At 72.6% G+C, this 18,724-nt stretch carries 17 protein-coding genes; 12 read left to right on the forward strand and 5 right to left on the reverse strand.

What is annotated here, in order from left to right; all coding sequences use genetic code 11:
- Positions 1-67: 67 nt before the first annotated feature.
- Positions 68-1,300, reverse strand: a complete 1,233-nt coding sequence (locus ACIPYS_RS12910; protein WP_400745811.1) for an MFS transporter — start codon at positions 1,298-1,300, stop codon at positions 68-70.
- Between the two features lie 435 nt (positions 1,301-1,735).
- Between ACIPYS_RS12910 and ACIPYS_RS12915 the strand changes: the two genes are divergently transcribed.
- Positions 1,736-3,100 (forward strand): dicarboxylate/amino acid:cation symporter, encoded by a 1,365-nt coding sequence (locus ACIPYS_RS12915; protein WP_093860863.1) that lies wholly within the window; start codon positions 1,736-1,738, stop codon positions 3,098-3,100.
- A gap of 260 nt (positions 3,101-3,360) precedes the next feature.
- Here ACIPYS_RS12915 and ACIPYS_RS12920 read toward each other — a convergent pair whose 3' ends face one another.
- A complete protein-coding gene (locus tag ACIPYS_RS12920; protein WP_030393541.1) occupies positions 3,361-3,564 on the reverse strand; it encodes a cold-shock protein in 204 nt (67 codons plus the stop codon).
- Between the two features lie 356 nt (positions 3,565-3,920).
- On the opposite strand from ACIPYS_RS12920, the gene ACIPYS_RS12925 reads away from it, so the two are divergent.
- The 7 genes from ACIPYS_RS12925 to ACIPYS_RS12955 all read left to right on the forward strand — a co-directional run bounded on the left by ACIPYS_RS12925 (position 3,921) and on the right by ACIPYS_RS12955 (position 12,464).
- Positions 3,921-4,868: a menaquinone biosynthetic enzyme MqnA/MqnD family protein gene (locus ACIPYS_RS12925; protein ID WP_400745814.1), complete on the forward strand. Its 948-nt coding sequence runs from the start codon at positions 3,921-3,923 to the stop codon at positions 4,866-4,868.
- Positions 4,869-5,055: 187 nt separating this feature from the next.
- Positions 5,056-6,945: a serine/threonine-protein kinase gene (locus ACIPYS_RS12930; protein ID WP_400745816.1), complete on the forward strand. Its 1,890-nt coding sequence runs from the start codon at positions 5,056-5,058 to the stop codon at positions 6,943-6,945.
- Between the two features lie 176 nt (positions 6,946-7,121).
- Positions 7,122-8,345 carry a cyclic dehypoxanthinyl futalosine synthase gene (gene mqnC / locus ACIPYS_RS12935; protein WP_093860860.1) on the forward strand — a complete coding sequence of 408 codons (1,224 nt, stop codon included), beginning with the start codon at positions 7,122-7,124 and terminating at the stop codon, positions 8,343-8,345.
- Between the two features lie 59 nt (positions 8,346-8,404).
- On the forward strand, positions 8,405-9,067 hold the full coding sequence (locus tag ACIPYS_RS12940) for an imidazolonepropionase-like domain-containing protein (RefSeq protein ID WP_093860859.1): 663 nt from the start codon (positions 8,405-8,407) through the stop codon (positions 9,065-9,067).
- A gap of 389 nt (positions 9,068-9,456) precedes the next feature.
- Positions 9,457-10,044 carry a hypothetical protein gene (locus tag ACIPYS_RS12945; protein WP_159424914.1) on the forward strand — a complete coding sequence of 196 codons (588 nt, stop codon included), beginning with the start codon at positions 9,457-9,459 and terminating at the stop codon, positions 10,042-10,044.
- Positions 10,045-10,308: 264 nt separating this feature from the next.
- The gene (locus ACIPYS_RS12950) at positions 10,309-11,001 is read left to right on the forward strand and encodes a demethylmenaquinone methyltransferase (RefSeq protein ID WP_093860857.1); all 693 of its coding nucleotides are present in this window, start codon (positions 10,309-10,311) and stop codon (positions 10,999-11,001) included.
- A 179-nt stretch (positions 11,002-11,180) separates the two neighbouring features.
- Positions 11,181-12,464 (forward strand): geranylgeranyl reductase family protein, encoded by a 1,284-nt coding sequence (locus tag ACIPYS_RS12955; RefSeq protein WP_093864941.1) that lies wholly within the window; start codon positions 11,181-11,183, stop codon positions 12,462-12,464.
- A 163-nt stretch (positions 12,465-12,627) separates the two neighbouring features.
- Here ACIPYS_RS12955 and ACIPYS_RS12960 read toward each other — a convergent pair whose 3' ends face one another.
- Positions 12,628-12,957, reverse strand: coding sequence for a MazG-like family protein (locus ACIPYS_RS12960; protein WP_400745819.1), 330 nt, complete (start codon positions 12,955-12,957; stop codon positions 12,628-12,630).
- Positions 12,958-13,037: 80 nt separating this feature from the next.
- A complete protein-coding gene (locus ACIPYS_RS12965; RefSeq protein WP_231978612.1) occupies positions 13,038-13,715 on the reverse strand; it encodes a peptidylprolyl isomerase in 678 nt (225 codons plus the stop codon).
- Between the two features lie 279 nt (positions 13,716-13,994).
- Here ACIPYS_RS12965 and ACIPYS_RS12970 point away from each other — a divergent pair, with 279 nt between their 5' ends.
- A complete protein-coding gene (locus tag ACIPYS_RS12970; RefSeq protein WP_400745821.1) occupies positions 13,995-14,924 on the forward strand; it encodes a DMT family transporter in 930 nt (309 codons plus the stop codon).
- A 55-nt stretch (positions 14,925-14,979) separates the two neighbouring features.
- Here ACIPYS_RS12970 and ACIPYS_RS12975 read toward each other — a convergent pair whose 3' ends face one another.
- A complete protein-coding gene (locus ACIPYS_RS12975; RefSeq protein WP_400745823.1) occupies positions 14,980-15,597 on the reverse strand; it encodes a hypothetical protein in 618 nt (205 codons plus the stop codon).
- Positions 15,598-15,866: 269 nt separating this feature from the next.
- On the opposite strand from ACIPYS_RS12975, the gene ACIPYS_RS12980 reads away from it, so the two are divergent.
- The 3 genes from ACIPYS_RS12980 to ACIPYS_RS12990 all read left to right on the forward strand — a co-directional run bounded on the left by ACIPYS_RS12980 (position 15,867) and on the right by ACIPYS_RS12990 (position 18,686).
- Complete coding sequence (locus tag ACIPYS_RS12980) at positions 15,867-16,856, forward strand: sensor histidine kinase (RefSeq protein WP_400745825.1); 990 nt, start codon at positions 15,867-15,869, stop codon at positions 16,854-16,856.
- 136 nt (positions 16,857-16,992) lie between these two features.
- Entirely contained in the window at positions 16,993-17,727 is a 735-nt protein-coding gene (locus ACIPYS_RS12985) for a response regulator (RefSeq protein ID WP_400745827.1), read from the forward strand.
- A gap of 599 nt (positions 17,728-18,326) precedes the next feature.
- Positions 18,327-18,686, forward strand: coding sequence for an NADH-quinone oxidoreductase subunit A (locus tag ACIPYS_RS12990; RefSeq protein WP_014137597.1), 360 nt, complete (start codon positions 18,327-18,329; stop codon positions 18,684-18,686).
- Positions 18,687-18,724: the final 38 nt, after the last annotated feature.

An 18,724-nucleotide genomic window follows, 5' to 3' on the forward strand; every position in this document is an offset into this window, starting at 1 on the left:
GGCTGCGCCCGTCAGCCAGACCACCGGCCCGACGGGCGCAGCCACGTCCATGGGGATGCGGCGGGCGTCAGCCCACCGGCACCGGCTCGGCGGCGGGCAGCGGGTGCGCCCCGGCCGAGGTCCCGCCGACCGGGTGGAACCAGCGGCGGGCGCCGAACAGCAGCAGCCCGCCCAGACCGATCCCGCCGGCCGCGCAGAGCGCCACCGAACGCAGCGATCCCTCCGCGAGGTGGCCGGAGACCGCGTAGCCCAGCGAGTTCCCGGTCGCGAAGAGCGTGACCAGCCAGGCGAAGGCCTCCGTCACGGTGCCCTGCGGGGCCAGTTCGGCGACCAGCACGAAGGCCGCCGCCAGCAGCGGAGCCAGCGCGATCCCGGAGACGAAGGCGAGAGCGGCCATCGCGGCCGGTCCCGGGACCAGCACCAGCGGCAGGTAGCTGACGGCCATGCCGAGCGCCATCAGCCAGGTCCGGGTGGCCGTCGAGCTGCGCCACCGCACCGCGCCGTAGGCGAGCGCGCCGAGCAGACCGCCGAGCGCCGCGAGGGCCAGCAGGCTCCCGGCGCCACCGGGCAGGCCCTTCCCGTGCTGGGCCTCGGCGTAGGCGATGAACAGCACGTTCTGCGCGCCGACCGCCCAGCCGGCACCTGCCAGGCCGATCAGTAGCAGGACCAGGCCGGGGGAGCGGAGCGGCCCGAGCAGGCCGGCCGAGTGCGCGCGCGGCGGCGCCTGCCAGGCGCGGGCCGGTGCGGTGGTGGCGACCACCAGTGCCCCGGCCAGGCCGAGTCCGGCCGCCACCCAGAGCGCCGTGACCGGGCCCGCCGTGCCCGCGATGCCGGCCACCGCGAGCGGCCCGGCGACGTAGAGGATCTGCTGCGAGGCGGAGTCGAAGGCGTAGGCGGTGTCGAGCTGCTTCTCCTCGACGACGTCCGGCCAGAGCGAGCGCAGGCAGGGTTCGAGCGGGGGCATCGCCAGTCCGGCGACCGCCGCGCCGACGGTGGCGGCGAGCGCGGACGCCGGGGCCAGCGCCAGCAGGGCGTACCCGCCACCGGCGATCACCGCCGAGACGAGCAGGACCCGCGGCTGGCCGGTGCGGTCCACGATCCGGCCGAGCACCGGCCCGCCGATGGCCGCCGCGATCGCGTACGCGGCGGTGGCCAGCCCGATCCGGCTGTACGGCGCGCCGGCGTCGCGCAGCGCGAGGGCGATCACCAGGGCGGTCATGCCGGCCGGGAGGCGGCCGAGCAGGGTGCCGAAGAGCAGTCGGCCGACGTGCGGGGCGCGGAGCAGGGCGAGGTAGCCCATGGGCGGGATTCTCCGGTCTGGGCAGGGGGCGGGCGGGGATGCTCACCAAGTTATACGTATAACTGCTGAGCGGTCAATCGGGTCCGCCCGGAGCGTCCGCCGGGGGCCGTCGAGGCCCGTGGGTGTCGCGCCGGGATCCTTCGCGCCCGGAACTCAAACAACTACTTTGAACATCTCAAACCTTTACTGCTAACGTGTCGCCCATGACCACCTCAGACGCACGTTCGGCGCACGGCCTGGGCTCGCAGCCCGGTGCCGCCCGCGGGCGTCTGTCCGGTGCTGTGGACAGCCCGCGCCGTTGTCGCGCCATGAGCTGTATTCAGGCGGCACGCCCCTGATCGGGGCCGGTTCCCTTCCCGTCCGGCTCCCGCCCCGTGCCGCCTTTCCCGCCCCCCGACACACCGTCAGTCACGCCTCCCCCGGAGCCGCACCGTCATGTCCACAGCGCCCGAGGCGACCTCGTCGCCGTCCGTGCTCGCCAGTCTGCGTAATTCCAAGCTGGGCAAGACGCCCTTCTGGGCCCAGATCGTCGCCGGCCTCGTGCTCGGCGTCGCCCTCGGTTACCTGGCCCGCGCGGCCGACATCTCCTGGCTGGCCACCACCCTGGAGACCATCGGCCGGATCTTCGTCCAGCTGCTGAAGCTCGCCGTCCCGCCGCTGGTCTTCACCGCGATCCTGGTCAGCGTCGCCAACCTGCGGAACGTCACCAACGCCGCCCGGCTGGCCGTCCGCACCCTGCTCTGGTTCGCGATCACCTCGCTGATCGCGGTGGCCATCGGCCTCGGCCTCGGCCTGCTCACCAGCCCGGGCGAGGGCACCGACCTCAAGACCGAGGGCCTCAAGGCGCCGAAGTCCACCGGCAGCTGGATCGACTTCCTCACCGGGATCTTCCCGACCAACATCGTCACCGCCTTCACCGAGGTCGAGGTCCTGCAGATCGTCTTCCTGGCGATCGTCGCCGGTGCCGCGATCATCAAGCTCGGCGCCAAGGCCGAGCCGGTGCTCAAGCTCAGCGAGTCGGTGCTCGAGCTGATCCAGACCGCCCTCTGGTGGGTCATCCGGCTCTCGCCGATCGGCACCCTCGGTCTGATCGGCAAGTCCGTCGCCAAGTACGGCTGGGACCTGCTGGAGCCGTTCGCGACCCTGACCGTCGACGTCTACGTCGGTTGCGCGCTGGTGCTGTTCGGCGTGTACTCGCTGCTGCTGAAGTTCGCCGCCGGCCTCAACCCGGTCAACTTCTTCAAGGGCGCCTGGCCCGCCATCCAGCTGGCCTTCGTCTCCCGCTCCTCGGTCGGCACCCTGCCGGTCACCCGCCGGGTCACCGAGCGGCTCGGCGTCCCGGGCGAGTACGCCTCCTTCGCCGTCCCGTTCGGTGCCACCACCAAGATGGACGGCTGCGCCGCGATCTACCCCTCGCTGGCCGCGATCTTCGTCGCCCAGGTGTACGGCATCGACCTCGGCATCAAGGACTACCTGCTGATCGCCTTCGTCTCGGTGATCGGCTCGGCCGCCACCGCCGGTCTGACCGGTGCGATCGTGATGCTGACGCTGACCCTCTCCACCCTGGGCCTGCCGCTGGAGGGCGTCGGTCTGCTGCTGGCCATCGACCCGATCCTCGACATGATCCGCACCGCGACCAACGTCGCGGGCCAGGCCCTGGTGCCGGTCGTGGTCGCGGCCCGCGAGAAGACGCTCGACCTGGTCGCGTACAACAACCCGGCCGGTGACCTCTACGACGACGCCCCGGCCAAGGCCGCCGTTCCGGCCCAGGCCGGTGGCCAGGCTCCCGCGACGGTCTGACGTCCGCCCGCACGACGCGGCCCCCTCTCCCGTTCCACCGGGGAGAGGGGGCCGTTCGTCGTGCGCGCCCCGGGCGGCCTGCGGGGCTGCGGGCCTTCGGGGCCGCGGCGCGGCGTCCCGGGCCGGGCCGGGAAAAGGCAGGGGGCCCGCCGAAAGGCGGGCCCCCTTGGGTACTGCTGCTCTTGTGCTCACCGGGACGGCCTCGCGGCCGCCGGCGGACCCGACGGGTCCCGAGCGATCAGATCCTCATCGAGGATGATTCAGACAAGGGTGACGTTCTCCGCCTGCGGGCCCTTCGGACCCTGGGTGACGTCGAAGCTGACCGCCTGGTTCTCCTCCAGCGAGCGGAAACCGCTCGCGTTGATGGCGGAGTAGTGGACGAAGACGTCGGGGCCGCCGCCATCCTGGGCGATGAAGCCGAAGCCCTTCTCAGCGTTGAACCACTTGACGGTTCCCTGAGCCATGCCGTTCTCCTTGCGAGGGACGTGTCGGGGGCCACACCGTGTGGCGCCCGGTCCGCTGCGCTGATCGCCCTGCCTCCGGACGGGTCCGGAGTTTTCGATATTGCTGAAAAACTACAAAAAGCCTGCGGTTACATGCTCCGCAGGCTTCAAGTACTGCAAGGGGAATCAAACTGCAACTGAGGGCAACGCTAGCATGCGGCTGCTGTGACGACCAGGGGTGACTTGCGTGCTGGACACCGCGTGTCGTAAGGCGGTTGCGGTGATCGGCGCGGTGCGTCGCGGAAGGGTGGTGCGGGGCTTCCCGACCAGCAGGCATACCCTGCGGGGAGGCGCACGAACAGCAAGGGAGCGGCGCGGTGGCAGTACCGGACGAGGAAACACGGGAGGCCCGGGAGAACACCCCGGTCCGGCCCCGCGTGGGGCATATTCAGTTCCTGAACTGCGTACCCCTCTACTGGGGGCTGGCCAGGACCGGCAATCTGCTCGACCTGGACCTCACCAAGGACACCCCGGAGAAGCTCAGCGACCAGCTGGTCGCGGGGTCGCTGGACATCGGTCCGATCACCTGCGTGGAGTACCTGCGCCACGCGGACGAACTGCTCGTGCTCCCCGACATCGCGGTGGGCAGCGACGGCCCGGTGATGTCCTGCGTGATCGTCAGCAAGGTGCCGCTCGCCGAGCTGGACGGCCGGAAGGTCGCCCTCGGCTCCACCAGCCGGACCTCCGTCCGGCTCGCCCGCCTGCTGCTGGAGGAGCGGGAGGGCGTGCGGCCGGAGTACTACAGCTGCCCGCCGGACCTCGAGGCGATGCTCGCCGAGGCCGACGCCGCCGTGCTGATCGGTGACCCGGCGCTGCGCGCCTACCTGGGTCAGGCCGCCGACCGCGGCCTGACCGTGCACGACCTGGGCGAGATGTGGAAGGAGTGGACCGGGCTGCCGTTCGTCTTCGCCGTCTGGGCCGCCCGCCGCGACTTCGCCGAGCGCCGGCCCGAACTGACCGCGGCCGTCCACCGGGCCTTCCTGGAGTCCCGGGACCTCTCGCTGGTCGAGGCCCGCGAGGTGGCGACGCACGCGGCCCGCTGGGAGGCCTTCGACGCGGACGTGCTGGAGCGGTACTTCAGCGAGGCCCTGGACTTCTCGCTCGGCGAGCGGCAGTTGGCCGGGGTGGCCGAGTTCGCCCGGCGGGTCGCGCACGACAGCGGCTTCGCACCCGATGTGGCCGTCCGGCTGCTGGAGCCGGTGCCGCTGGAGCCGCTTCCGCCGCTGGATCCGGCGCTGCTGGAGCCCGCGCCGCTGGTGGTCTGAATCCGTTCCGGTCGCCCCTCCGCTTCCCCCCGGCGTCCTCCCGGCTTCCCCGCTCGCCTTCTGCCGGGACGGCGTTCCGCTCCGGGAGGAAGCGGGTTGCGGCGCGGCGTCCGCCCGCCGCCCGATAGCGTCTGCACGCGAGCGGGCCCCGGCGGCGGGCCGGGCGGGTGACGGGAGCGTGCGGGGGATGCAGGCACTGGGATCGGACGACCCGCGCCAGGTGGGCGCGTACCGGTTGCTGCGACGGCTCGGCGCGGGCGGTATGGGCCGGGTCTACCTCGGCCGGACGGCGGGCGGACGCACCGTGGCGGTCAAGGTGGTCCGCGGCGAGCTCGCCGAGGACGCCGAGTTCCGCGCCCGGTTCCGGCAGGAGGTGGCCGCCGCCCGCCGGGTCGGCGGGACGTGGACGGCTCCCGTCCTGGACGCCGACACCGAGGGCGCCCACCCCTGGGTGGCCACCGGCTACGTGGCCGGCCCCGCACTGGGCGGCGCCGTCCGGGAGTACGGGCCGCTGACCGACCCCGCCGTCCGGACCCTGGGCGCCGTCCTGGCCCAGGCGCTGGAGCACGTGCACGGGCTCGGCCTGGTGCACCGGGACGTCAAGCCGTCCAATGTGCTGCTCACCCTGGACGGCCCGCGGCTGATCGACTTCGGCATCGCCCGCGCCCTCGACGCGGCCACCGGGCTCACCCAGTCGGGATTCGTGGTCGGATCACCCGGCTTCATGTCCCCGGAGCAGGCGAACGGCCGCCCGGTCGGGCCGCCCGGTGACGTCTTCTCGCTCGGCGCGGTGCTCGCGTACGCGGCCACCGGGGTGCACCCGTTCGGCGAGGGGGTGAGCGCGGCCGTCCTGCTCTACCGCGTGGTGCACGAGGAGCCGGACCTGACCGGGCTGGCCCCCGGTCCGCTGCGCTCGATCGTGCTCGACTGCCTGGCCAAGGACCCGGCGGTCCGGCCGACGCCGCGGCGGCTGCGGGAACTGCTGGACCCCGACGGCTCGGCGGTCGGCCGGCTGGGGCAGGGCGGCGGCTGGCTCCCGCCGGCGTTGGCGGCCGCGGTCGGGCGCAGTGCGGTGCAGCTGCTGGACCTGGAGGGGGAGGAGGACGGCTCCGTCGGCGGGGCCGGGGCGGGAGCGGGGGCTGCCGCCGGGGGCTGGGGCGTGGCGGAACGGACGCCGACCTCGGTGACGGGTGGCGGCGGGGCGTCGGGCGGGACGTCGGGCGGGGCGTCCGGCGTGACGTCCGGCGGGGCGTCGGGCGGGGCGTCCGGCGTGACGTCCGGCGTGACGTCCGGCGGGGCGTCGGGATCTGGCGAGGCAGCGGGGTCTGTCGGGGCTTCCGGGGCTGCGGGGCCGCGGGTACTGCCGTCGGTGCCGCCGGTGCCGCCTCGACCCGGGGCCGAGGACGGCGCGCGGCGAGGGCGGGGCGTGGCGGTGCTGGTGGCCGCCGCGGTGCTGGTGGTGCTCGCGGGCGGGGGGTACGGGGCGTACCGGGCATGGGGACCGCAGGAGCCGGGCCCGACGGCACCGACGACAGCGACGGCGGCGGCGTCAGGCGGGAGCACGACGGGGGCGCAGACCGCGACGCCGGGTGCGACACCGTCCGGGGGAGGCGCCACGAGTGCGGCCACGGGCGGGGCCACGGGCGGGGCCACCCAGGCGCCGCCCTCGCCGGCGACGGCGGCGCCGTCGGGGTCGTCAGCGCCGTCGGGGCCGAACGTCGTGCCCGAGGCGTTCCTCGGTACCTGGCGCGGGGACATGACCACCCAGAAGGGGGTGCCCGCCGGTACCACCACCCTGGTCATCGGCCGGGCCGCGATCGGGCAGGAGGCCACCACCAGCCGCAACGAGCTGACCGGCCTGCTCTCGATCACCTGCGAGGGCGCCTGGACGCTCACCGCGGCCGAGCCGGAGAAGCTGGTCTTCACCTCCCGCCTCGTCCGCTCCTCGCTGCCCGGGGCGTGCACCGGCGGTTCCTACTCCGAGACGCTCACCCTGCAGAAGGACGGCACCGTCCGCTTCGGCTCCGCCGACTCCAGCGCCGGGAACCCGAGCGGGACGCTGCGGCGGACGGGCTGACGCAGGGCGTCGAGGGCCCTGGCGTAGGCTGATCCGGATGCGACCCGGTGCCGCGGCACGGAGTCGCCGCACGTCGTAGTACCCGGAGCGGTCGGCACCGCCGAACGGCCCGGAGCACGCGAACTACCGGTAGTACCGGATGTACCGGATGTACCCGAGAGAGAGAAGGCGGCAAGGTGTCCGAGCTCGCAGCGACCACCCTCGATGCGCCCAGCACCGACCTGCAGGCCGTCCTCGACCGGGCCGCCGGCGGTGGCCGGATCAGCCCGGAGGAGGCGCTGGAGCTCTACCGCTCGGCCCCTCTGCACGCGCTGGGCTCGGCGGCCGACACCGTGCGCCGCCGCCGCTACGCCGGTACCGAGCACATCGCGACGTACATCATCGAGCGCAACATCAACTACACCAACGTCTGCGTGACGGCGTGCAAGTTCTGCGCCTTCTACGTGCCGCCGAAGAGCGACAAGGGCTGGTCCCGCGACCTCGAGGAGATCCTGCGCCGCTGCGCGGAGACCGTCGAGCTGGGTGGCACCCAGATCATGTTCCAGGGCGGCCACCACCCGGACTACGGCGTCGAGTACTACGAGCGCGCCTTCTCGGCGATCAAGGCGGACTTCCCGCAGCTGGTGATCCACTCGCTGGGCGCCTCCGAGGTCGACCACATGGCCCGTATCTCCGGCGTCTCCATCGAGGAGGCCATCACCCGGATCCACCGGGCGGGCCTGGACTCCTTCGCCGGTGCCGGGGCCGAGCTGCTGCCCGAGCGCCCGCGCAAGGCGATCGCGCCGCTCAAGGAGTCGGGCGAGCGCTGGCTGGAGATCATGGAGGCCGCCCACAAGCTGGGTGTCGAGTCCACCTCCACCATGCTGATGGGCACCGGCGAGACCAACGCCGAGCGGATCGAGCACCTGCGGATGATCCGCGACGTGCAGGACCGCACCGGCGGCTTCCGCGCCTTCATCCCGTACACCTACCAGCCGCAGAACAACAAGCTCCAGGGGTCGACCCAGGCGACCGTCTTCGAGTACCTGCGGATGATCGCCATCGCCCGCCTGTTCCTCGACAACGTCGCCCACATCCAGGGGTCCTGGCTGACCACCGGCAAGGAGGCCGGCCAGCTGTCGCTGCACTACGGCGCGGACGACCTCGGCTCGGTCATGCTGGAGGAGAACGTGGTCTCGGCGGCCGGCGCCAAGCACCGCTCCAACCTCACCGAGCTGATCCACCTGATCCGGGCCGCCGACCGCGTCCCGGCCCAGCGCTCGACCACCTACCAGCACCTGCGGGTGCTGGACGACCCGGCCAACGACCCGGTCGACCCGCGGGTCGCCTCGCACATCGCCTCCACCGCGATCGAGGGCGGCACGGCCCACCCCGAGCTGAAGATCCTCGACAACCGCTGACCGCTGACCGCTGACCGCCGACTGCCACCGCTGACTGCTGCTGAGGCTCCCGCACCGCCGTGCTGACCCTGCACCGGGCCGCTCTCGTGCTGCCCGACCCGGCCGATCCCACCGCCCCGTCCCACGTCGACGGGGCGGTGCTGGTGCGCGACGGGCAGGTCGAGGCGGTCGGCCCGTACGCGGAACTGGCGGCGGCACTGCCGACGGCCCGGGTCCGTGACTGGGGCGACGCGCTGATCGCCCCCGGGCTTCGGCACCCGGACGGGCACCGGCTGCTGGAGCGGGCGTACCACCCGGACCCGCGTGAGGAGATCGGGGAGGCGCCGGTGCCGGACGGCCTGGCGGGGGAGGCGGACGAGGCGCGGTGCGGGGCGAGCGCGCGACGCGGGCTGCAGCGCATGCTCGGCTTCGGGGTGACGGCGGTGGCCGGGCCGTTCGAGCGTGCCTCGGTGCGGACGGCGGTGGCCCGTTCGGGGCTCGTCGTGCTGCCGGGGGCGGGTTCTGCGGGCGCGGTTGGGGCGGTGGGGGCGGCGGGCGCGGTGGGGGCGGCATGGTCGCTGGATCCGCTGGTGGGGCTGCCGTTCGCCGAGGCCGTGCACGGGCGGCTGACGGTGGGCGGGCGGGCGGACTTCGCGGTGTTCGCCGCGGGGGCGGACGGTCCGCGAGCCGGCGGGTGCCGCGCGGCGGTGCTCGGCGGGCGGCTGGTGTTCCGGCGGCGCTGAGCGCTGCCGACGTTCCGTCCACGTCCGCCGCACGTCCTCTTCGCGGCCTCTTCGCGGCTCCTCCGCGGCCTCTGCGCGGCTCCTCCGCGTCCTTGCTCCCGCCCCGGTCCACGGCCGGGCGCTCTCGTGGTGCGGGCCGGCTACTCGTCGGTAGGCGTTCGATTTACTTCGGTCGGACCGTACTCCCGTGCGGCACAGGGGACTTGCTTCGTATGCCGCCGAACTTGCGCTCCGTCCTGGTGGCCTGATTCCCCCTTCGCCGTGACCTGAGGGCCTGCCAGCGGATAGCATCCGGCTCAGCTCAGTCCGTACCCTCACCACACTTCGCCCGTTCTCCGCGGGCGGCGGGGCCCCGTCCCAGGCCCCGAACGCACGCCAGGACAGGAACCATGCGATCCGCGACCGTCCCCCCGCAGCGATCCCCGCGGTTGGGCCGTGGCTGGTACATCACCGCCGTGCTCAGCGCCGTGCTGGCCCTCGGGATGTGCCTGCTGGGGTGGCGTCAGGCCGAGCAGGCCGACCGGATCGGAGCCCACCCGGTGCGGGTCGAGGGTCTGGTGACCCAGCTTCCGGGCGGCGGCGGCTCCTACAGCACCGTCAGCTACCAGGCCGCGGGCCAGCACCACACCGCCACCGCGCTGCCGCTGGCCGACGGCGCCAAGGTCGGTGACGGGGTCTGCCTGGAACACGCGGCCGACGACCCGGGCGCGGTGCGGATCTGCGGCGACACCTATCCGCAGCCGGTCGGCGTCGGCCTGGCCCGGTTCAGCGTGCCGGTGGCCGTGCTGCTGTTCGTCGTCTGCATGCTGCGGATCCGTCGGCACCGGCGGGCAGTGGCCGTGCGGAGCGGGCAGAACCGGTTCGCCACCACGGTCGCCCTGGCGACCGGTGCGCTGGCCGACGGGATGCCCGCGATAACCCAGGGCAAGCGCTCGCGCCGTCGGCGACGCTCGGGCGGACGACGCGCTCTGCACTGAGGGTGCGCGGGTCGGCCGGTTCCGGAGGAGCCGGCTTGCGGAGGGGGGGTCGGGTTCCCGGGCAGGTCGGGTTCCGGTGCGTGTCGGGTTCCGAAGGGGGAGTCCGGTGCGGGCGCGGTCGGGATTCCGGGGGCGTGAGGGCGGATCCTGCGCGCCCTCCGAGCGCTTCGAGAGCGGGGCCACGGCGGGCCGATGGCGATCCCGGACCGTCCGTAAGGCGCCCCCTTGCCCGGATCGCCGGAGCCAGGGTGAACAATGGGGTGCGTGACCCGAGCCTCCCTGGACAAGCAGCCGCACGAAGTCGCCGCGATGTTCGACGACGTCGCGGCCAAGTACGACCGCACCAACGACGTGCTCTCGCTCGGCCAGGCCCGCGCCTGGCGCCGCGCGGTGGCCGAGGCGGTGGACGCCGGGCCGGGGGACGTCGTGCTCGACCTCGGGGCCGGCACCGGCACCTCCTCGCTCCCCTTCGCGGAGGCCGGGGCCAAGGTCGTCCCGTGCGACTTCTCGGTCGGCATGCTCGCCGAAGGCAAGCGCCGCCACCCCGAGCTGGCGCTGACGGCCGGGGACGCCACCCGGCTGCCGTTCGCCGACGACACCTTCGACTCGGTGACGATCTCGTTCGCGCTGCGCAACGTCCACGACACCGGGGCCGCGCTCAGCGAGATGCACCGGGTCACCAAGCCCGGCGGCAAGCTGGTCATCTGCGAGTTCTCCACGCCGACCTGGACGCCGTTCCGGACCGTCTACACCGAGTACCTGATGCGCGCGCTGCCCCCGGTCGCCACCGCGGTGAGCAGCAACCCGGACGCCTACGTCTACCTCGCCGAGTCGATCCGGGAGTGGCCCGACCAGCCCGCGCTGGCCGCCCGGCTCCAGGAGGCCGGCTGGTCCAAGGTGGCCTGGCGCAACCTGACCGGCGGGATCGTCGCTCTGCACCGGGCCCACAAGGTCTGATCGGTCGCCGGTCGCTGCTCCCCGGTTTCCGGTCGGCCGGGCCCGCCGGCACCGCCGCCCGGACCGGTCGAAGCGCCGTCCGCAGCTCATAGACTCGTCCAAGCCCAGCCGCGCCGGCCCCCGCCGGCCGGTCGACCCCCAGCAGGAGTGTGCCCACCGTGTCCGAGACCGCCGTTGACCTGAGCGCAGGCGTTGTGGAGAGCACCGCGGACGTCATCGTGGTCGGCGCGGGCCCGGCCGGCGCCACCACCGCGTACTACCTCGCGCAGGCCGGTCTGGACGTGCTGCTGCTGGAGAAGACCAGCTTCCCCCGGGAGAAGGTCTGCGGCGACGGCCTGACCCCGCGGGCCACCAAGCAGCTGGTGGACATGGGCATCGACGTGTCGACCGAGAACGGCTGGCTGCACAACAAGGGGCTCCGGATCATCGGCGGCGGGATCCGGCTGGAGCTGGACTGGCCCGAGCTGTCGGCCTTCCCGGACTACGGTCTGGTCCGCAAGCGCGCCGACTTCGACGAGCTGCTCGCCCGTCAGGCGGAGAAGGCCGGAGCCAGGCTCTACGAGCGCTGCAACGTCAGCGGCCCGGTGCTGGACGAGCGGACCGGCCGGATCGTCGGTGTCGCCGCCAAGCTCGGCGACGAGAAGCGGCCGGTGACCTTCCGGGCCCCGCTGGTCGTGGCGGCCGACGGCAACTCCACCCGGCTCTCGCTCGCCATGGGTCTGCACCGCCGTGAGGACCGCCCGATGGGTGTCGCCTACCGCACCTACTTCACCTCGCCGCGCCACGACGACGACTACCTCGAGTCCTGGCTGGAGCTGTGGGACACCCGGGCCGGGGAGCGGAAGCTGCTGCCCGGTTACGGCTGGGTCTTCGGCATGGGCGACGGCACCTCCAACGTCGGTCTCGGCATTCTCAACTCCTCGCCCGCCTTCGGTGAGCTCGACTGGCGCGAGGTCCTCAAGGCCTGGTGCGCGAGCATGCCGGAGGAGTGGGGCTACACCCCCGAGAACATGACCGACCCGATCCGGGGTGCGGCGCTGCCGATGGCCTTCAACCGGCAGCCGCACTACACCCGCGGCCTGCTGCTGGTCGGCGACGCCGGCGGCATGGTCAACCCGTTCAACGGCGAGGGCATCGCCTACGCGATGGAATCCGGTCAGATCGCCGCCGGGGTGATCGTCCAGGCCCATGCCCGGGTGACCGAGTCCGGCCGGGAGCGCGCGCTCCAGGCCTACCCGCGGATCCTCAAGGACGTCTACGGCGGCTACTACACGCTGGGTCGCGCCTTCGTGAAGCTCATCGGCAACCCGAAGGTCATGCAGCTCGCGACCCAGCGCGGGCTGACCCACCCGATGCTGATGAAGTTCGTCCTCAAGCTCCTTGCCAACCTCACCGACCCGCAGGGCGGCGACGCGATGGACCGCGTCATCAACGGCCTGGCCAAGGTCGCGCCCAACGCCTGACCGGCACGGCCCGGGCCCTTCCGGGTCCGTCCCGGGTCCGTCCTCGTCCGTCCTGGGCGCGCCCCGGGCCTGCCCGGGGCGTGGCCCCAGGCTGTCCGGCGGCCGGCGGGCAGCTTCCGGGCGGCTTATGGGCGGCGGTGGGAGGTCTGGTCCGTCCTGGGGCCTACGGCCCGCGGCGGCTGGCCGCGGAACGGTTCTCGACGTACGCGAGACGGTCGGCGAAGACCTGGGAGGCGTCGGGGGTGAGCGTGCGGAGGGCGACCAGCGCGGAGAAGACCACGTCGCAGAGCTCGTGCTGGACGTCCTCCCAGGTGTGGGTCACGCCCTTGCGCGGATTCTGACCGGTCGCACCGATCACGGCGGCGCTGACCTCGCCCACCTCTTCGGAGAGCTTGAGGATCCGCGCCAGCCGCTCCTCCTGCGGGGGGAGCGGGCTCTCCTCGTCCAGCCAGGCGACCATGTGGTCGACGCTTTCCCAGATCCTGCTGTCCATCGGCACCATCGGCACGGCTCCCGTACGGCTCGCGGTCGTGCTGACCACCGTACGGGAGCCCGAAGGACCCCGAGGGTGGCTCAGCGGGTGGAGATCTTCACATTGCGGATGTTCACGGGCAGGGTCGGGAAACCGTCGCCGGGGTTGTTCTGGTCGTCCTCCCCGCCGGCGGCGATCTTCTGCAGGACGTCCAGGCCCGCGGTGATCCGGCCGAAGGGCGTGTAGGCGGGGGAGAGCTTGGTGTCCTTCCAGACGAAGAAGAACTGGCTGCCGTTGGTGTTGGGGCCCGCGTTCGCCATCGCGACCGTGCCGGCGGGGTAGGTCGCGCCCTCCAGGTTCTCGTCCGGGAAGGAGTAGCCGGGGCCGCCGCTGCCGGTGCCCGTTGGGTCGCCGCACTGCAGGACGAAGATCCGCTGGGTGGTCAGCCGGTGGCAGTGACTGCGGTCGAAGTAGTCGCGCTCGGCGAGGAAGCGGAAGGAGAAGGTCGTGCAGGGCGCCTTGTCGGTGAGGGCCTGGAAGGTGATCGCCCCCTGCGAGGTCTTCAGGGTCGCGCTGTAGGGCTTGGCGGCCTTCCTGGCGTCGAAGACCGGGATGCCCTTGAAGTTGTCGGCGGGAACCGCCGGGCTGTAGGTGCAGGTGGTGCCGGCCGCGCCGGTCCCGGCCCCGGTCGACGGGGTGTCCGCGACGGCGGTGCCGGTGCTCACCACGATCGGCAGAACGGTGGCTGCGGCGATCAACGCCCAGTGCTTCCGGGTCACTTGGCTGGCCTTCCGGTCCGTGGGGGGCAACTGCATTGTCATGGCGACATCATCCATGCCGGGGTGGAGATCCGGTAGGGGTCGGTGGGAAGGGTTCGGTGGGCGGGGTTCGACAGACAGGCTGCGGCGGGAGCGACGTGACGGGTGCGGGGCGAAAACCGTTGATCGGGAACGCTTCGGTGCGCGAGGATGACGCTCGCCTGCTCAACTCCGGGATCCGTCCGACGACGTGCGCGACTCTCGCTTGTCGCTTCCGTTCGTCCTGAGAGGGTCCCGCCCATGCGCGCATCGTCGTCCGTCCTTCTGCGTGATCTTCCGGTACTTCTGGTCGCGGTGGTGTGGGGGTCGAGCTTCCTGGCCGTGCAGCGCGTGGCCGAGCCCGACACGGTGGTGGCGATGCTGGCCCTGCGGTTCGGTCTGGTCCTGCCCGTGCTCGGGCTGTTCGCCTGGCGGGCGCTGCGGCGGCTGAGTCGTGCCGAGTGGCTGGGCGGGGCCGCCCTTGGGCTGGTGCTCGGTGCGATCTTCCTCCTGGAGACCTTCGGTGCGGTGCACACATCGGCGACCAATGCGGGTCTGATCATCAGCCTGACGATCGTGTTCACCCCGCTCGCGGAGAGCGCACTCGCCCGGACGCCGTTGCCGCGCCCCTTCCTCGCGGCAGCCGGTCTGGCGGTGGTGGGCATCGCGCTGCTGACCGGCGACGGTGGGCTGCGGGCCCCGTCGGCCGGGGACCTGCTGGTGCTGGGTGCCGCCGTTGTGCGGACGGTCAATGTGCTGGCCACCGCCCGCGTCCGGGCGATCCGGGAGACCGACACGCTGGCCGTCACCTGGGTCCAACTGGCCACCGCGACGCTGGTGTTCGCCGCTGTCGCACCGTTTGTCGGTCCGCTGCCCTGGACGGTCGCGGCCACCTACGGGGCGGCGCAGTGGGGCTGGCTGCTCCATCTGACGCTGCTCTGCACGCTGTTCGCGTTCTTCGTGCAGATGTGGGCCGTCCGCACCACCTCGCCCTCCCGGGTCAGCCTGCTGCTGGGCACCGAACCGCTGTGGGCGGCGGTGTTCGGCATCACCCTGGCGGGTAACCACCTCGGACCGCTCGCCCTGCTGGGCGGTGCCCTCGTCCTGGTCGGCACCGAGTGGGGCCGCCGGACCGCCTCGGCACCGCGCCGGGAGGCCGATCCGGTGGAGCCGGTGTCCGTCCCGGTGTGACCGCGGGCCGGGCCTCCGGTACGGGCGGTCCTGATTCCGGCCGCCGTCGGCCCGGTCACCGCCGCCGCCCCAGGGTGCGGCGGGCGTAGGCGAAGGTGACCGCGGCGACCAGCGGACCCCAGGCGACCATGGGCAGGTAGCAGAGGGTCATGATCACTGCGGCGAGGCCCTGGGGCGCCTCGGGATCGCTCAACTGCTCGGCCCAGCCGCCGAACAGCGCGCCCGTCCCGAGGCAGGTCAGTACGGTCGAGCCGATCGCGGCGGGAACGATCGCGGCGAGCGGCCGGACGGTCCGGCCGCCGATCAGCGGGATCCAGGACGGGACCACCTCGCCCCAGGGCCGGACCAGTCCCAGGGTGAGGAAGGCCACGAACTCGGCCAGTCCGCTCAGCGCGACGAGGTACGCGGTGCCCCAGCCGGGGGTGTTGTTCTGGAACACCGCGGCCAGCTCGCCGCTGAAGCCGACCGGGACGCCGACGCCGAGGGCGAGCCGCCAGAGCCCGGACGGCACGGTGGTCCAGACGGTGGCCCTGGCGGCCAGCTCGGCCCAGCGGGGGGTGCCGTCCGGACGGTCGGCGCGCTTCCGGGCGGCCCGGGGGCCGGCGGCGGTGGCCGGACCGACCTCAACGCCTGTGACGGGTGCGGCGGGTGCGACGGACGCGGTGCTGGACATGGTGGCCGACTCCTTCCCGGCCGGCCCTCGTGGCCGGTCCGACGGGATCAAGACTGGCCGTCCGACCGGGCCCGCGGTCAGTGCCGATCGGGCTGTTCTGGCTGCTCGAATCAGGTGCGGATATGTGCCGATCGGCAGAGGCGGGGACCTCCGACGATCCGTAGGCTGCTCGCAGGAAGGAGGCGATGATGAGTCAGATGCTGGCGTTGGCAGCCCCGGCTGCGGTTCTCTGCGGGTGGTTCCTTCGTTCCCGGTTCGGGATCGCGACGGTGTGCCTGGCAGCCGCCGTGGTGTCGATCGGGGCCACGTTCGGTGCCTGGGCGGCCGGCCGCTGGGCCGAGTCCGAGCGCTGGACGGGTCTGGTCGGCATGCTCGAACTCGCCTCCCTGCTGGCACTGGTGGTCCTGACGCTGCGAGCCGATGGCGGTCGGCGCGGAGCCGTCGCGGTCTGGACGATCGGCGGCGCGGTCGCGCTCTGGCCGTCCCGTTTCCAGGACGCGGCCGGCGCGGTGGGTGCGCTGACCCTCTTCGGCTTCGGCTCGGCCCTCACGCTGCCGCCCGTCCTGATCGGGCTCTACCTGCGCGGGCTGGACGAGGGGCGACGGCGCTCGGTGGCCGCGGCCAGGCGTGCCCAGCGACTCGAACTCGCGCACGATCTGCACGACTTCGTCGCTCACGACGTCAGCGGCATGGTCGCCCAGGCGCAGGCGGGCACAGTACTGGCGGCCTTCGACCCGGTTCGGGCAGCGGCTCTGTTCGAGCGGATAGAGCAGGCCGGGTTGCAGGCCCTGGCCTCGCTCGACCGGACGGTCCACCTGCTCCGCAGTGAGGACGGGGACGGTCCGGAGCGTGCCCCGCAGCCCGGCCTGGCCGAACTGGCCGAGCTCACCGCGCGGTTCACCGGCTCGGGTGATGTGGTGGCGCGACTGGACGCTCCGGCCGAGGAGCCGACGGTCCCCCGGGAGGTGGCGGCCACCGCGTACCGGATCGTGGTCGAGGCCCTGACCAATGTGCGGCGGCATGCTCCCGCCGCCCGCGTGGTCGACGTACGGGTGCGGAGCGAGGGGCGGCGGTTGACAGTACGGGTCCGGGACGACGGTGGTGGGGCCGTATCGCCGTCCGGGTCGAGGCGGGGCGGGGGCGGCAGTGGACTGGCAGGTCTGTCCGCCCGGGTGGAGGCGCTGGGGGGCACGCTGAGCGCCGGCCGCGAGGGCAACGGTTGGCAGGTGGTGGTCACCATGCCCTTGAAGATCGGTTAGCGGCTCCGGGGTTAAGGGAGACCCGCACCGCTTCGAGGCGGGAGCGGGACCACCGCGACGGCGGAATCGACAGGCGGAACGGGAGCGGCAGGCGCGGCACAGACGCCCTGCCGGGGAACGGAAGGAGGATCGGCCGATGAGCATCCGGGTGCTCCTTGCCGACGACGACGAGGCGATCCGCAGCGCGTACCGGATCATTCTCGACGCGCAGCCCGACATCGAGGTGGTCGACGCGGCCGCGGACGGCGAAGTGGCCGTCGCCCTGGCCGAGCGGCTGCGTCCGGACGTGATCCTCGCCGATATCCGGATGCCGAGGCTGGACGGCCTGGAGCTGACCCGGCGGCTGGGCGGGAAGTTCCGGGTGGTCGTGGTGACCACCTTCGATCTGGACGAGTACGTGCACGAGGCGCTTCGCGCCGGGGCGGCGGGCTTTCTGCTCAAGCGATCGGGGCCCGCGCTGCTCGCGGAGGCGGTCCGGTCCGCCGTGGCGGGGGACGCGTTGATCAGCCCGCAGATCACCGTCCGCCTGCTCCGCCAACTCTCCGGCGGCGGTAGCGGGCACGGATTCGGAGGAAGCACCGGAGGACTCACCGGAGGCAGCGCCACCGGCGGTGCCGCCGGTCAGGGGCAGCGGCGACCCCTGGGCGGGCGGATCGCGGAGAGCGAGCGGATCGGCCCGGTCGAGGAACTCACCGCACGTGAGAAGGAGATCGCGCGGCTCGTCGCGGACGGTGCCACCAATGGCGAGATCGCGGAGCAACTGTTCATCAGCGCCGGCACGGTGAAGAACCACCTGGCCTCGGTCCAACGGAAGCTCGGCGCGCGCAATCGGGTCGGCATCGCCGCATGGGCCTGGGAGAGCGGAGCCTGAGCCGCTCCGACCCGGCGGGGTACTGCCCGGACGTACCCCGCCCCACCCCTGGCAGTCGACCCTACCCACGGCCGGACCGAGGCACCGTGGCCCACCGCCGGGGCGTACCCCCGACTCACCGCCGAGAGGCGCCCCGGCCAGCTGCCGGGAGACGCTCCGGCCTGCGCTCGGCGTGCTTGTGAACGAAGGGTCAAGCGGGCGTTCGCGGTACCGCCACCCCTGAGGGTGAGCCGCTATAACACGTCAACATGACGCCCGGAAATTTGCCTTCCGCTAGACGAAGTTGATATAGGACTACACCCCTGACCAGCCGCTTCGCAGATAAATGCGACTGCTTGTGACCATTTGACTTCTTTGCGTTGACAACTCTCGTCATGCTCACCTTCATCACGATTCACAAGGTGGCGGAGATCACAAAGATCGTCTTGAACTGCGTGTCGCAGATCACAAGCCGACGGGCATAGGATGCGCTCGTTCCAGGCTTTGTGAACTGCCTCACATGGGGTGGATCCCGGGAACTGGAACGCCGGGTTCACCGCAGTGTGACCCGACGGTTCCGATCTGCAGTCAAGGACGACTGGACGGAGGGAGCGGGGGCTATGAATGCCTACGCGCCGATCCTCGTACTCGGTGCCATCGCGGCGGCGTTCGCGGTCGGCTCCGTCGTGATGGCCTCACTGACCGGGCCCAAGCGGTACAACCGGGCCAAGTTGGAGGCGTACGAGTGCGGCATCGAGCCGACCCCGCAGCCCGTGGGCGGCGGTCGGTTCCCGATCAAGTACTACCTGACGGCGATGCTCTTCATCGTCTTCGACATCGAGATCGTCTTTCTCTATCCGTGGGCGGTGAGTTTCGACGCCCTGGGGATCTTCGGACTGGTCGAGATGCTCCTGTTCATCGCCACTGTCTTCGTCGCGTACGCCTACGTCTGGCGTCGCGGCGGCCTGGAGTGGGACTGAGTCGGGGGAGGGGCCGGAGACCGGGCCTCCGTCGGACC

The organism is Kitasatospora sp. NPDC089913 (assembly GCF_044748625.1).
GTDB lineage: Bacteria > Actinomycetota > Actinomycetes > Streptomycetales > Streptomycetaceae > Kitasatospora.

What these genes read in the sequence shown, in the direction of transcription:
- ACIPYS_RS12910 (WP_400745811.1), bottom strand. Translation starts at nt 1,300, where the DNA reads ATGGGCTACCTCGCCCTGCTCCGCGCCCCGCACGTCGGCCGACTGCTC.
- ACIPYS_RS12915 (WP_093860863.1), top strand. Translation starts at nt 1,736, where the DNA reads ATGTCCACAGCGCCCGAGGCGACCTCGTCGCCGTCCGTGCTCGCCAGT.
- ACIPYS_RS12920 (WP_030393541.1), bottom strand. Translation starts at nt 3,564, where the DNA reads ATGGCTCAGGGAACCGTCAAGTGGTTCAACGCTGAGAAGGGCTTCGGC.
- ACIPYS_RS12930 (WP_400745816.1), top strand. Translation starts at nt 5,056, where the DNA reads ATGCAGGCACTGGGATCGGACGACCCGCGCCAGGTGGGCGCGTACCGG.
- ACIPYS_RS12945 (WP_159424914.1), top strand. Translation starts at nt 9,457, where the DNA reads ATGCGATCCGCGACCGTCCCCCCGCAGCGATCCCCGCGGTTGGGCCGT.
- ACIPYS_RS12960 (WP_400745819.1), bottom strand. Translation starts at nt 12,957, where the DNA reads ATGGACAGCAGGATCTGGGAAAGCGTCGACCACATGGTCGCCTGGCTG.
- ACIPYS_RS12970 (WP_400745821.1), top strand. Translation starts at nt 13,995, where the DNA reads ATGCGCGCATCGTCGTCCGTCCTTCTGCGTGATCTTCCGGTACTTCTG.
- ACIPYS_RS12975 (WP_400745823.1), bottom strand. Translation starts at nt 15,597, where the DNA reads ATGTCCAGCACCGCGTCCGTCGCACCCGCCGCACCCGTCACAGGCGTT.
- ACIPYS_RS12985 (WP_400745827.1), top strand. Translation starts at nt 16,993, where the DNA reads ATGAGCATCCGGGTGCTCCTTGCCGACGACGACGAGGCGATCCGCAGC.
- ACIPYS_RS12990 (WP_014137597.1), top strand. Translation starts at nt 18,327, where the DNA reads ATGAATGCCTACGCGCCGATCCTCGTACTCGGTGCCATCGCGGCGGCG.